General features: G+C 48.5%; 10 protein-coding genes. 8 read left to right on the top strand and 2 right to left on the bottom strand.

Going from position 1 to position 14,728, the window contains the following annotated elements; translation table 11 throughout:
* Positions 1 to 554 precede the first annotated feature (554 nt).
* Positions 555 to 815, bottom strand: coding sequence for an excalibur calcium-binding domain-containing protein (locus tag M3194_RS02770; RefSeq protein WP_251652110.1), 261 nt, complete (start codon positions 813 to 815; stop codon positions 555 to 557).
* 413 nt (positions 816 to 1,228) lie between these two features.
* Between M3194_RS02770 and M3194_RS02765 the strand changes: the two genes are divergently transcribed.
* From M3194_RS02765 to M3194_RS02740, 6 genes are all read left to right on the top strand, one after another.
* Positions 1,229 to 1,633: a hypothetical protein gene (locus M3194_RS02765; RefSeq protein ID WP_251651492.1), complete on the top strand. Its 405-nt coding sequence runs from the start codon at positions 1,229 to 1,231 to the stop codon at positions 1,631 to 1,633.
* On the top strand, positions 1,551 to 1,868 hold the full coding sequence (locus M3194_RS02760) for a hypothetical protein (RefSeq protein ID WP_251651491.1): 318 nt from the start codon (positions 1,551 to 1,553) through the stop codon (positions 1,866 to 1,868). The genes M3194_RS02765 and M3194_RS02760 overlap by 83 nt, the downstream gene beginning before the upstream one ends.
* 17 nt (positions 1,869 to 1,885) lie before the next feature.
* Positions 1,886 to 2,440 (top strand): hypothetical protein, encoded by a 555-nt coding sequence (locus M3194_RS02755; RefSeq protein ID WP_251651490.1) that lies wholly within the window; start codon positions 1,886 to 1,888, stop codon positions 2,438 to 2,440.
* Between the two features lie 538 nt (positions 2,441 to 2,978).
* Positions 2,979 to 6,224 (top strand): S8 family serine peptidase, encoded by a 3,246-nt coding sequence (locus M3194_RS02750; RefSeq protein ID WP_251651489.1) that lies wholly within the window; start codon positions 2,979 to 2,981, stop codon positions 6,222 to 6,224.
* A gap of 45 nt (positions 6,225 to 6,269) precedes the next feature.
* A complete protein-coding gene (locus tag M3194_RS02745) occupies positions 6,270 to 10,475 on the top strand; it encodes a S8 family serine peptidase (protein ID WP_251651488.1) in 4,206 nt (1,401 codons plus the stop codon).
* A gap of 199 nt (positions 10,476 to 10,674) precedes the next feature.
* Positions 10,675 to 11,391, top strand: coding sequence for a 3-ketoacyl-ACP reductase (locus tag M3194_RS02740; RefSeq protein WP_251651487.1), 717 nt, complete (start codon positions 10,675 to 10,677; stop codon positions 11,389 to 11,391).
* A gap of 200 nt (positions 11,392 to 11,591) precedes the next feature.
* Here the strand turns inward: M3194_RS02740 and M3194_RS02735 are convergent, their stop codons facing one another.
* Complete coding sequence (locus tag M3194_RS02735; protein WP_251651486.1) at positions 11,592 to 12,149, bottom strand: TetR/AcrR family transcriptional regulator; 558 nt, start codon at positions 12,147 to 12,149, stop codon at positions 11,592 to 11,594.
* A gap of 177 nt (positions 12,150 to 12,326) precedes the next feature.
* Here M3194_RS02735 and M3194_RS02730 point away from each other — a divergent pair, with 177 nt between their 5' ends.
* On the top strand, positions 12,327 to 13,127 hold the full coding sequence (locus M3194_RS02730; RefSeq protein ID WP_251651485.1) for an SDR family NAD(P)-dependent oxidoreductase: 801 nt from the start codon (positions 12,327 to 12,329) through the stop codon (positions 13,125 to 13,127).
* Positions 13,128 to 14,172: 1,045 nt separating this feature from the next.
* Complete coding sequence (gene thpR / locus M3194_RS02725) at positions 14,173 to 14,724, top strand: RNA 2',3'-cyclic phosphodiesterase (RefSeq protein WP_251651484.1); 552 nt, start codon at positions 14,173 to 14,175, stop codon at positions 14,722 to 14,724.
* The last annotated feature ends 4 nt before the right edge of the window (positions 14,725 to 14,728 follow it).

Below are 14,728 nucleotides of genomic sequence, written 5' to 3'. Positions count from 1 at the left end.
AGTTTCTAAAAGTAATCTAACCTCATGAATATTTCGTTTACAAAAAAATCCCGATCGCTGATCGGGATTTTTTTGTGTGTACGCCCAGCATGGGCGTCAACTCTAGGGTGAAAGTCCCGAACGGGGGCTGGCGAACGCATACCGTTAGCCAAGAGCAAGGGTATCCACCGTGAGGCGGAATCTGAAGGAAGCTGGAGGCAAGCACGAGCTAAGGTACATCGAACTGGATTTGAGGCAGGGTTAGTCGGATGAGTCACCACAACATGACGAAATCCAAATTCGCCAAGGGCTAATTTTGTAAACTCCAGTAGCTACGGGCGGAAAGATGACGTTCTTATCTGGGGAGGCATGTGGAACCCGCGAAGTCACTTCGTAACCGCGACTAAGAAGTCGCGCTGAATTCGCAGGGCAGTTGAGCGGCCTAAAGCCGGAGGCTTTAGGCTATTGGCAGCGGATCTACCGCTTGTTGATTGATCGGAACGGAGAGTTCCGCTACTAGCGATCGAAATGGAGCGGGATAAGCTGAGCCCGCGGGAACCCTCTACAGACTTTGCTTACTTCTCGCAGGCAATTCCATCTTTATCACGGTCACTCTTCTTATTCGCTTCGTACAGTTCCTTCGAGACAAAGGGCTTGTGTTTTGTTTTGCCGCCTTTGTTTTTGACCTTGGCGTCCTTGGCCACGCCACCGGGATAGTCCTTGTTTAAAGCGGTACAGTTCTTGTAGGTCTTCACCTTCTCCGCCGCGCTGGCCGAAAGGGAGCCGCCGAATACGAGTGATGCCGTAAGCAGGATTGGAATTACTTTCTTCGTCATCATCTTAAATTTAACCTCCCACAATTCATCCTCAATTATTTAATAATTTTTCCCGCTAGGATATAGGTATTCACCCTGCCAGCGGAAAATCCTCTTTCTCAGAGTTGCTCTCAACAAGGGCTGATACTAGTACTGTTTTCCTGATAACTAGCAGTTGGGTTAAGCGTCCACAGCAACCGCGTGTTTCTGCACTGTCAGTTTTGAATTTCTCCATTATTTTGATAGTACCCTCAAGCTAGGCGAACGATGTCGGGTTTTGATGAATCGAAGGGGAGGAATACGTCCGAAGTTGCAATCGAATCCATACTCAGGGTACATGCGGCTCTCTATATCGTGTGCTATATTCTTCTTGCCAAATGGGCGATAAACCCACGGCGGATCCGATGAAATTCCAATGAATGGAGAATTGCCCCATGACGAACGTGAAACGAATTAACGATCTCATCGAGTATCAGTCCGTGCTGCCGTATGCGAGTGAGCTGTTCGGCGTCCATCAATCGCTGATCGGCTGGAAATCGAAACGCGTACTCGACAAGCTGCAAACGGGCACAAAGCTGGAAAAGAGCGGCTTGCTGCCGCGGCTGCAGCGATATCTGGCGATTCGGACGCCAATCGACATCAATGCCGACTGCTACGTAACAGCGCCGAATCTCGTCCCGGCAGGGTTCGCCGGTCCGACGCTGAAGGAGCAGGATTCTATCCTGCTGCGTACGATCAGAAATAATCTTCGCGAGTATGGAGCCATGCCGAAAAGCGTGGAGGAGTCCCGGCTCGACGGTCGAATTAATCGAAGTCAGCACCCGCAAGACGACCATTGAGAAAACGGTCGAGACCTCCCTCGAGACGACGAAGAAGCTGGAAACAAGCACGACCGATCAAGATGAGATCAGCCAAGCCGTCAAGGAGGACAACAGGGACGACTTGAAGCTTGGCATTACGACGACGGTTAACCAATCCTGGGGAGCGGGCAGTGCATCAGCCACCGCCAGCCTGAACATGGACAACACGCAGCAGGCAGCCAGAACTCGCCAATCTGATCCATATCGGTTCTAGATCTGACCGAAATTCCCGTGCCGGTCGATCAATTCATTCCGCTCAAGACAAATGCGGTCTGGAACTTCGGTGATAAACGGAAAACGGGATTTGTCACGGTAGCGGTCATGGATCCTCCAGCCCCTCCGGAAGAATTTGAAATTGTCAAGGAAGCCGACGTTTTTCAAGCGGCTCAGCTCTCCGCGTCTGGTGAAGATTTTTCGGGCGTCTGGGCGCTTGGCGCGAGGTTCAATGGAAGCGGACAAATCGAGATCGGCGTTATTACGGGATCAAGCGGCATCGAGTGGGACAAACGGATTGATTTCGTGGTTGGCACCGTCGTGAGATGCACCGCGAGTGCGGCTATAACCGAAGGACGGAAGGTTGTCGTGAAGAAGACGAAGGAAGAGGTAAAGCCGGCACGGCTCTTCAAGCAGCGCGTGAATAACGCCGCCAGTTCCAGGTATGTGGGCGAGCATAATCTCGGAGTGGCATCGTTCTACAACAGAACGGTGACGAATTATTTTTATACGACAAACGGCAGGGGAATCGAGCGTACATGGAACTTCGCGAACAGCAGCATATGGGAGTGAAAGCTTTATAGCTGCTGTTCCGTAGGCTGAATGATTAATGCTTTTATGCTGATAATATGACATTTAATTAACGGTTAAAACCATCGTAATCGATTAACGATGGTTTTTGATGTTATAAATAATAACACACATATAACGTAAAATATTAATTTTGACCTATTGACTAGGAATTATAATAGAATATATACTCTTATCAGAATTTGTCTAATGTTTTATGTAAGTTTTCATGACATTAATTCGAATTCTCGTGTTTAATGAGCAGCATGTGTAGAAAAGGGGGGAATCTATGAAATTCTTGGAGGAAGGTTGGTGACGCTGCGCTTTCTTTTATGCTTGCAGCTTTTAAAGCGCTTTCATAGACATGTGGTTTCTTCTTGAAAGCGGTGTAAAGGGGAATGCTCAGAAATAACCTACTAATCAATCGTTCAGTGTAGTGATCTGCCTATCAATCGGATAGCAAAGCGACCTACCTATTAATCGGTTAGTTTTGGTCCATTTTGTCTGTTTCAACTCATTCTGCAGAGGGAAGTGATAAGATTTGACTAAAAGTAGTGAAAAAATTGCCCCTGTTCTTCTTTCAGCGATGCTCCTATTCGGCGCTGCAGCTCCCGCTAATGGCATGCAGTCTCAGTTGAGCGATCTTGATTTAAGCTCCAATGCATCGCAGCAAGTACAGCCCGACTTCATCAGCACGCTCCCTTTAAAGCCGGAATATGCCTCCGACCATGTCATTGTGAAGTATCGGTCGGAATCGGCAGCAGCCTCTATAGCCGCATCTTTGTCTTCGCAAATCGCAGAGACCAGTCCGTTGACGGTACCTCATGCACAGCTGTTAAAGCTTAGAGCTGGAGCTGATGTACAAAGCGTTATTCAAGAGCTTCAAAAAGACCCGAACGTCATTTATGCGGAGCCCGATTACAAGGTATCTTCTGCATTGAATCCGCAAGCATTCCGCCCGGTCGATCGACCAACTTTGTCTTCTGTATCGGCAGCTGGCGTTGAGGGGGCACCGGAGCTTCCAAACGACCCGCTGTTCAACGAGCAATGGGCCCTGCATAACACTGGACAAGATCTCAATGGAGGCGCGGTACCGGGAGGGCCGCCTGATATTGACATGGATCTGCCAGAAGCCTGGGAGATGACCAAGGGCAGCAGAGATGTGACGGTTGCCGTCATTGGCAGCGGAGCAAAGATTGATGCCCCTGATTTGGTAGGGCAAATTTGGATGAACAGCAAGGAAAATCCAGGAAACAACGTAGACGATGACGGCAATGGTCTGGTCGATGATGTGAATGGATGGGACTTCGCGCATGGCGACAACACCTTGTTCGATACGATTGATGGTCTCAATGATGTCTATGGAACGACGATCGCCGGTCAAATTGCAGCTGCAATGAACAATGAGGAAGGCATTGCCGGCGTCGCACCTAATGTGAATGTCATGCCGCTTAAGGTGACTTCCGAGCAAGGCGGTTACTTTACAGATGTCGTAAAAGCGATTCATTACGCCGAGGAGCAAGGGGTTAAGATCGCCATGCTCGGGATGGTGTACACCTACAAAAGCAAGCTGATTCAAGATGCCATCGAAGCCTCCGATATGTTATTCGTGGCACCGGCTGGCGACAGTAACCAAGGCCTGCTGAATACGGATGTTTTACCTGTATATCCGGCGGCCTACCCAAGTTCGAACATGCTCTCCGTTACAGGTGTCAATCTATTCGGCAATCTGTCTTTAGGTGCTGCTCGAGGGCTGGCATCCGTTGACGTTGCCGCCCCGTCCGAACTGATTATCTCAACGGTGCCTGACGTAAATGCCGGCTATACCGCCCAAATCGATAACGGCACATACAAGGCTTACTACAATGGTATCGGCTTCGAGGAAATTCCGATCGATATGCCCGAATATGCCGGTCAACGGCAGGATATGTTTGATCGCGCAATGGAATATCTTAAGCCGTCAGATGGCACATCTCCAAAAATCTTGCTCGTAAACGACAGCCGCCGCAGTCATGATGGAGGCATCGGTCCTTTTTATGAGAGTGATGTGCTTGGTGTCTATAAGAATTTGCTTGATCAAGCCGGATATACCTACGATCTCGTTGAAACGCAGGACGAAAGCTTCGACGGCCCGCCGCTTGAACAGCTGCAGCAATACAATGTCGTTGTATGGTTCACAGGCACAGCTGCGGCCATTAACGATTCGAAGCTGCTGACGGATGTGGATAAAGCCAACTTGACCAGCTATCTTAACGGCGGTGGTCATTTGATGCTGACGGGGCAGGATGCCATCGATCAAAGCTTGAACTCTCCGTTCGTGCTGGATGTTCTAGGACTTAAGCTCGTTAAGGAAGGCGGATATATCTTCAAAGGCTGGGGCGTTCCTGGCACCATCTATGAGGATCAAACCTATAAATTAATGGATGTCTCGCTGTATTACGACACCGTTATTAGCAATAAGCCCGAGATGACCACCATCAACCTGAAGAACAGTGTCGGCAATTATGCCTACTCCCAAGGCACGTTGTACGCAGCTGCCTATGCGGCTGGAGTAGCCGCGCTCGTAGAAAGCCAGAATTCGGACATGAGTGTGCTGGACATCAAGCAGCGCATCATGACGAGCGGCAAAACCCTCAGTGATCTAAAAACAACTACAGTGAGCGGAAAAATGATCAACGCTTACCGCGCACTCTGGAACAAGGATATTCCAGGCATGTCATTGATCGATCCGACCGTTACAGGCCAATTGGATCAGGTGAATGATCCGAATCATGTTTATTCCGTTGAGCTAACTGCTGGAGAAGAAGCGACATTCTCTCTGACAGGTGCAGACGATACGGACTTCGACCTCATTTTATACGATTCTTCCGCTACGACCGTGCAAAGCAAGGACAATGCGATCGCATTCTCCGAAACAGCCGGAAAGTCCAGCGAATCGATCAAGTACCGGGCAGCCAAGACGGGTACGTACTATATCAATGTCCATGCCGTGAGCGGCGCAGGCAGCTATACCTTAAATGTGCATCACAGCAATTCATCCGGCTTGCTCGAAGACAATGATCCTTCTCTCAGCTACGAAGGAAATTGGGCAACCCTTTCAGGCAATTCATATTCCAACGGAACCTTGAAACAGCTTACCGGCGATGGCAGCGTTCAATTCGGTTTTAGAGGCAACGTGTTTGAGTGGATTGGAACGAAGAACGATGCACAGGGCATTGGCGAAATTTGGATTGATGGATCAGTAGCGGGTTATGCCTATTTATACAGCAAGACTCCGCAATCGAAGCAATCGCTGTTCAAAATCGTGCTGCCAAACGGGCATCATGACGTTGTCATTCGATCCACAGGCGGTGGGGAACAGAAGAAAAGCATTAATGTGGACTCCTTCGTCGTCTCAAGCTTGATCTCGCCGCTGCATGCCTCCGCCGACTATGTTGGCCCATGGGCGAACCGATACGGCATGAGATATCCTGACGGCGTTCAGAGCTACACCACGACTCCAGGCAGTTCCGTTGAATTCACGTTCATCGGCACGAAGGTCACCTTATGGTCCACCACGGGCAGCAACCGGGGCAAGGTGAATATTTACATTGACGGCAAATCCGTGACACCGTCTCCGATCGATTTATACAGCGAGGAGCTCCATTATGTAGTGCCTGTTTTCACATCCGGGGAGTTGTCGAACAGCGAGCATAAAATCAGGATCGTGCATGCGGGGGAAGCCAATCCCAAGTCGAGCAACAGCATCGTCTCCATCGACGGTTTGGATGTCCAGAACTTACGCTAGGCTGCGAGGAATTTATTACTCTGATCCGAAAAGGGGTATCTGAACGTGAATCGATTACTAGTTAAAAAATCGCTTATGCTCGGTATGGTCTCGTTGTTGGCAGGGAGCCTGCTCACGACAAGCCTGCCTGACGCATATGCTGCTCCACGAGATAAGACCGCATTCGTGAACAAGGAAAATATCCAGTCGATCATCCGGCAGCTGCAGGAAGCCGAGACGGACACTGGCTTAAATGCGGTACCAAGCGAAGGGTATGTCGCTGAAGACATCGATACCTCATCCGCGGAAAAAATCAACGTTATTGTTCAATTGAGCGGCCAGCCGGCGGCAGTTGGACAATATGCTGCTAGAATGGGCTACAAAGCCTTGGCCTTGCAAGCTAACGATGTTACGGTGCAGTCGGAACAGGACGCCTTTGTCCGCCAAGCGCAGACGAGCAACATCCCGTTTACGATTGATCGTCGCTTCAATACCGTTCTGAACGGCATGGAGATTACGATTCGAGCAAATTTGATTCCGGAGCTGGCGAAGCTGCCGGGAGTGAAGTCCATTCATAAGAACGTCATTTATTATCCGATCGTTGAGAATGACGGCTATCAAGCGGCGGACAGCTCCAATCGCTTCGATACGATACCGCTTGAACAGATCGGCGTAATGGAAGCATGGGAACGCGGGCTGACGGGTGAAGGCCTGAAAGTCGGAGTTCTTGATACCGGTGTCGATTACCTGCATCCTGATCTCGCCGGCGCTTATGAAGAAGGCGGTTACGATGCGATCAATCTAGATGATGATCCGTACGAGGACTTGCCGGTTGAGGGCAGAGGAGGTTCAGAGCATGGCACGCATGTATCCGGAACTATCGTTGGCCAAGCATCCAATCCGAAGTCCGATTTCGTGCAGAAGGGTGTTGCCTACAACGCGAAACTGTATGCTTACAAAGTACTAGGGCCTGATGGAGGAACCTCAGCCCAGGTGATCGACGGAATCGAGCATGCCGTCGAAGACAAGATGGATGTCATCAACCTTTCCTTAGGCAGCGATTTGGAGAAAGACCCGAACTCGCCTGATGCCACTGCGGTGAATAACGCCGTCTTGGCAGGGGTTGTAGCCGTTGTCGCAAACGGGAATGCGGGTGCAAATGGACATTACTATTACTCTATGGGGTCGCCGGCATCCTCGCAATTGGCCATTTCAGTCGGCGCAGCAACCAGCGATGGCAATCGCTATTCGGGATCTGTGTATAGCTCCGTTGGTCCGGCGGAAGGCGGCAGCGGCGATGCTATGGGCTATGATGCCAACCTGAGCCTGATCAGCTGGACAACCGGTCAAGAAAACTTTAATGAAATATTCGGCACGACCCCTATTCAAGGCGTTTATGTCGGAATTGGTGCAGATTCCGATTATGAAGGTCTGGATAAGGATGATCTGGCTGACAAAATCGTGTTTATTTCCAGGGGTATTCTCACCTTCGACGAGAAAGTGAAGCTGGCGGCCAAGCATGGCGCGAAGGCAGCCATTATTTTCAACGGCAACAGCAAGAGCTCAACCATCAGCGAGCCTGACTTGTCCGACGAAATACCGTCCCGCGACGGCCCGATCGGACCGCTCGCTTTCCTTGGCGACAGCTACGAATATATTCCAGCATTCGATATGCCAGGTAAGATGGGACGAGCATTAGCTCGCGAGCTGCTGGCTCATCCGGATCAAACGTTGACGTTTACGATGAAAAACGACTTCGCGTCGCATCTTGTGGACGGGGATCGAATGGCCGATTTCAGCTCCAGAGGACCGAACTCGGACGGTAATTATGGCATTAAGCCTGATGTAGGCGCTCCTGGGGTTCAGATTTTATCTACGGTGCCTGCTTACGGTCAAGCCGATTCGAATGCCAGCTACGATAAAGCTTATGCCAGAATGAGCGGAACCAGCATGGCTTCTCCGCACGTGGCCGGACTTGCTCTTTTGCTGAAGCAGGCGCATCCCGAATGGACGCCTTTCGATATTCGCGCGGCATTGGCGAATACGGCGCAAGAGATCCACGACGAGAATGGCACGCTCTATGATGTCTATTCGCAAGGAGCAGGACGGGTCGATGTCATCAATGCGGTCGATACGCCTGCGATCATCGAATCGCTCGACGAGATTACCATTTACGATGATCAGATGAATCCGACAGTGATCCCGAGTCAAGCAACCAGCGTGAGCTTCGGCAAGCTGTATCCTGGTTCTGAAGCGGTGAAAAAGCCGCTTCGCGTGACGAACTTATCGAATGATTCCGTTGCTTATAAAACAAAAATTGTTATGCATCCTTCGGTCACGTCCGATCCGGCGCATCCTATTCCTACGCCGGACCCGAGCTCGATATCCATGGGGCTGGAGGGAGTTGCCGGCAACCAAATTACAGTGGCTGCGAACGGTCAATTTGATTTCCAACTGATCGGGAAGGTGATTCCGAATGCGCCGGTTGGCGTATACGAGGGTGAGGTTTTATTGGAGAGCGAGGGACATCCTTCTCTGCACCTGCCATTCGTCCTTCATGTAGGCGACCAGTCCGACGGCAACGGATTCCTGATTCAAAATTTGACGCTAAGCAAACCAACGGTATCGCAAAACGCGCCAATCGACATTACGGCATCGCTCCCAACCCGGGAAGTTAATCATCTATTTGCGGCTATCTTGGACATGAATGGCGAGTTGCTTGGAACGGTTGCCGAGATATATGATTTGGATGAAGAAAAGGAAATCTTAAAACCACTTCCGGCCAACGTCATCATTCCTGAATTTGATGGCTCCTATGCCATCGGCATTGATAACTATAATAGTAATAAAGTTACTGCTTATTTACCGAAAGGCACGTACAAACTTGTTCTTGTCGGTTCGGTTTACGACGAGAATTATGAGCTGTTAGACGAAACGGCAGCGTTTAAAACGTTCTATATGAGCGGAGAAGGGGATGGGCCAATCACACCGCCAAATCCGCCAAATCCTCCTTTGTCTGGTTCAGGTCCACAGCTTCCAAGCGAGCCTGCTTATAATAAAGAAATCGCGGCATCAGTGCTGGAAGCTGGACAAACCAGCGTTGCAATTACGGCGCAATCGAGCTTGGAAGGAAACCAATTATCGGTGACCCTTACGGATGGCGAGCTGCAAACAGCGCTTGATCAAGCCAAGCAAACTTCCGTAGCGCTGACCATAGCGGCAGCTTCCGATAAATCCGACGCTGCAAAATTAAAGATAACGGCCAAGCAAGTGATGATGATCAAGGAGGCTAAACTGAAGGGAGTAGTGGCCTTCGCTTGGAACGAGGCAGCGATGGCCTTGCCGCTTTCCGTGCTGGAGCAGCTTCCGGAAGGTGCGGATCTTGTGATCAGCATGAAGAAGGATGCGGGCAGCAAATCCGAATTTGCGAAGCAGGTTCAAGGTGCTTCTATTCTTGGAACGCCTTATAGCTTCGAAGCTGGCAGCTTGAAAGGTGACGCGGCTTCACCGCTTGCGCTGAAGCCGGATCAAGTCGTAAAGAGATCCTTCCTGATTGAGAAGGGCATCGAGGTAAGCTCGGCCGGCGCTCTGTATTTGAGCGAAGGAACCGTTTATCCGATACCTGCCAAAATCACGTCTGCAAGCGGTGGAGGCTCTATTGTAACGATAAGCCGACCAGGCTTCTCCACTTATGCCGCTGCTAAGAGACATGTCACGTTTACGGATATTAATAAGTCCTGGGCAAAGGATAAAATCCAAACGCTCGCCGACAAGTTCCTCTTAAACGGAACGTCGGAACATACCTTCTCGCCTAAGAAAGAGGTAACGCGGGCTCAATTCGCAAGCATGCTCGTCAGGGCGCTTGGCTTACAAGTGCAAGGGGGGGCTAGTCCTTTCCGTGACGTGAAAACCAGCGATTGGTTTGCTCAAGACGTAACGGCAGCCTTTAAGGCTGGGCTTATCACAGGCGTTAATGAGCAGCAGTTTAAACCGAATGATAAAATTACTCGTCAAGATTTGACGGTGATGCTGGCTAGAGCGATCGAACTTATTGGCCTGTCAAACACAATTCAAGCCATCCACCATCCTTATGCCGATGCATCGCAGTTTAGCAGCTATGCGCGGAACAGCATCCAGATCGTAACCGATGCGGGACTAATGGGAGGCTACGAATCGGCAGGCAAGTTCTATTTCCGGCCTACCGAAGCCACAACACGTGAAGCAGCAGCGAAGGTCCTTCATGATCTGCTGCAAGTCGCGGGGCGCATGTAAAATAATTGGTAATATCACAAAGGAACTGCCGAGATTGTTATCGGCAGTTCTTTTGTTGTACGCCCAGCATGGGCGTTATCTCTAGGGTACGTGTACTAAACAACAACACGATGAACATCGATTCTAGTCTGATTCTTGTTTGTGCTAAAACATTGTTGTATCATGCTATACATATCGAAGATTAAAGGAGTGAAAAAATATGCAATCAGTAGTAGGGAAAGTAGCATTAATTACTGGGGCGGGACGCGGCATCGGGCGTGCAACGGCCATTGCGTTTGCGCAAGAGGGCATTCACGTCGGTCTTGTGGGACGTTCGCTTGAAAACTTGCAGAAGGTAGCGGAAGAACTCAAGCCGTATGGTGTGAAGATAGCCATTTCAACAGGCGACGTGGCGGATATTGCTTCCATTACTGCGGCGGTCGAGTCCATTCGGGAGGAACTGGGTGGAATTGACATTCTCGTCAACAATGCCGGAATTAGCAAATTCGGCGGCTTTATGGAGTTAACGCCCGAAGAATGGACGAATATGATCGACGTCAACGTTAAGGGCGTGTATTACACCACCCGCGCGGTATTGCCGGAAATGATGGAGCGCAACTCGGGCGATATTATTAATATTGCGTCCACGGCTGGTCAAAGAGGGGCTCCCCTCACGAGCGCGTATACCGCATCCAAAGCCGCTGTTATCGGGTTAAGCGAGTCTTTAATGCTTGAGGTTCGAAAAAAAAACATTCGAGTAACCACGTTGACTCCGAGCACGGTCGCAACCGATATGGCATTGGAACTCAAGCTGACGGACGGCAACCCTGAGAAGGTCATGCAGCCGGAAGACTTGGCGGACTTAATCGTCGCGCAATTGAAGCTTCATTCTCGAGTTGTATTGAAGCATGCCGGACTTTGGTCGACGAACCCGTAATCGTCCTCTAAAAGCGAACAGAAAAAGTGCAATTTTAAAATGATCTTGCGAGTTAAACGCACGGTCATTTTTTTATTCCAACATTATTGTCCCGAACAGAGCAACGTCTCGTTCAAGCTGTGCAACACCGCAAGTTGCACAATCTCCGATCGGCAATGTAATACAGCACACAGGCAGAGCAAACTAAAGAAGTCTTTCCGCTATTGATCCAATTCAAGATTCCGATCTAACAATATTCCCAGCTGTTTGGCCACAACATCGACCGGTTCCTTCAATTCTTCGGTAAACCACGATTCGACGAGCCCTACGATGGCTGTTCCAAGAAAATGAATCAATACTTCCTTGTTTAAACCTTCATTTACCCCTCTCGATACGTTTACGCAGCGTATTAATCGTTCTTTCACGTATTCAAGAAACCGGGTGCGATAGGAATTCACTTCTTTGCTTCTCAGCATCGTTGAAAAAAAATCGTAATTGCGCTCGAAATAATCGAACCAAATGAGACTTCCATCTGCAAAGCTCATACCGGATGCGGATTCGCAAATGTTTCTCAGTTCGTTAATATGTTCCATCACGATCTGATCCAACAGATCGAATTTATCCAAGTAATGAAGATAAATGGTTCTTCGGCCAACGTTTGCCTTGTCGGAAATATCCTGCATCGTAATTTGGTCGAACTTTTTTTTCGACATTAACGCAAGAAGTGCGGTTTTTATGGCTTCCTGCGACTTAAGTTTTCTTCGATCGACTTTAGACACCCTAACCTCCGCTATCTAATCGCACAATATCAAATGGTTTGTGCACTAATGCACCAAACATCCTCGTTTGGCCATTGAAGAGACTTTGTTAACGTATATAATAACACACAGATGTACCACAATACATCGAGATGCAGGGCACCAGATGACTTACAACAATATTGGGGAGGAGTTCCGATGGATCTTAAACTAAACGGGAAAATCGCGATCGTTACGGGTGCAAGCACGGGGATCGGGTTCGCCTGTTCGAAAGCGTTGTATGAAGAAGGGGTATCCTTAGTTATGGTGGCGAGAGATCAAGATCGTCTACAACAAGCTTCGGATACGATACGTTCAGGCTATTCTAAGGAAGGACCAGCTCGTATTGTACTCGTAGCGGGCGACATGAAGGAATCAGAAACCGTACGGCAAGCGGTAAATGCGGCAATCGAGCATTTTGGCCGTATCGATATATTAATTAATAATGCGGGGAACGCGAGCTTCGGGCCGTTTTTTGAACTTTCCGATGAAGCTTTTCTGGATACGTGGCAATTAAAACTTCTCGGCTACATGAGGATGGTAAAGGAAACGGCGCCTCATATGATTAAGCAGAGGGACGGGCGCATCATTAATATCGTCGGCAAGGCGGGGCGGACGCCGACGCCCGGCTATCTGCCCGGCAGCACTGCGAACGCGGCTATATTGAATTTCACGAGAGGCATATCCAGCGAATTGGCCGCATCGAACGTCAGAATCAACTCCATTTCGCCAGGCGCAACGGAAACGGATCGCGTGATCAGGTACACGAAGGGACTCGCTGAACAGAAGGGGACCAGCGTCGAATCGCAAAGGTCCAGCATGAGCGCTACGATTCCAATCGGACACATGGTGAGTCCGGACGAAATCGCGGCCATGGCCTTGCTGCTTGTGTCTGACCGAGTGCCTTCCGTCACAGGCACGGAAATCATTATTGACGGTGGAGAAACGCCTGGCGTATAGCGCTGAAATGACCAGAAAAAAGAGTTGCCGTATTTGATTTAACTGAACAAGAGTGGAATGCTGCATTTCACTTACTGGCAGAAGGAAAACTATACCTGATCAAAGTTATTCTGTAGAAAATAACACCTGTAAAGAAGCTGCCGGCATTATCGGCGGCTTTATTACGTTAAAGTCAGGGTTTGTTATTTTGCAATTTAATTTTTAGCCCTTTGGGACTTGAGACATTAAGACCGCAGACGACTACAAAGCGAGTCTGGTCTATGAACTGGCAGGCCGTTATCTGAAAGTTACTTATAATCGCCTGCGTTTTGTACCGTCTACTGCTTACGATGAGGAAGACATGGAGGAAGCAGGTATGGAAGATTCCTTTACCTTTAAGAAGGAAGATATTCATAAAATGCACGCGTATAAGGACGGTATTAACAAAGTCCGTGTGGCTAGCATTCTGTTCCGGGGGTTCGGACAGCTAAAGATAATTTTCTTTTCCATTGTTCTTTTTGTTCGGTTGGTCAACATTATAGACTCACACGCAAGAAAAAATAAATGACGATGCAAGTTAGCCCACACCGTCATTGGAAGCTTGTTGATTATCGAACAAGTTATTAATCGTATAAGCAGTAACCTGATCAACTTCACGTAGTACTTTCATGTAGAAGTCTTAGGTGACGGTTGAAGAACGGGCGCCACTATTTTCACGCTTGACGAGTTGAGAGACCTCGCCATCCAGTAACTATAAAGAATCGTTCACCACCTTTCCAGAGGTAGCAGCCTTGAGGTGGTTTTTTGTGATCCCGAACCGCGGCTATAAGTGTTGAACATAAATAATCACTAATCATACTTATGTAATATCTTATCATCAGTTTTGTTAAATCAACGTTAAAATAGTAAAAAACATGGAAATTTAATAATTGACGGGGATTTTGTTCTATTGTATTCTGGCGTAATGTCGATTTTCAGATACTCGAAATTTCGACAATGAGTAACTTTTTGCAGAAGTATTATATTGTAAGATTTTAGCCTAAAGAAGGGAAATTCAATCACTAATATGGAGCTATTTGTTGCAATCGACTTTCATGCACGGGTTCTTAACGAACTCATTCAGATTAAGAATTATCTTATCAAGCATGACAATATGGGCATATTCGAACCAACGGAAAATTATCACCTGACATTGCTATATTTAAACCAACTAGAGGATCATCATTCGGTAATTGATAAGTTGGAGAATATAAAGCATAGCTGTTTTCATTTGCAATTAGATCAGCTAGGCTCTTTCGAAAACGCGGACGGAAACGTCCTTTGGATAAATGTGAAAAACGAGCTCGAAGCGCTACATGAGCTTCAGCAAAAAATTAAGCAAGAATTAGTCAGTCTTTACGTTCCCATTGAACATTCGAGTTTCTACCCGCATATTACCTTGTCCTATGGACACAAGATCGGGAAAGAGACCGAAGAAGTCTTTTTAGCTTGTAAGATTAACGAAGTCGTTATCCAAATATCGGATTTCCATCTTTATGAAGTGTTAAATACGGTTAAAGGCAAGCGTTTCAAGAAAATGGCGACTTTTATGTTGGAACCTATTCCTAAAGGGGGGTAACGGG

It is taken from the genome of Paenibacillus glycanilyticus (assembly GCF_023715145.1).
In the GTDB taxonomy this organism is placed as follows: domain Bacteria; phylum Bacillota; class Bacilli; order Paenibacillales; family Paenibacillaceae; genus Pristimantibacillus; species Pristimantibacillus glycanilyticus_A.
Note: the sequence above shows the minus strand (reverse complement) of the source record. Positions and strands in the feature narration are given on the sequence as shown.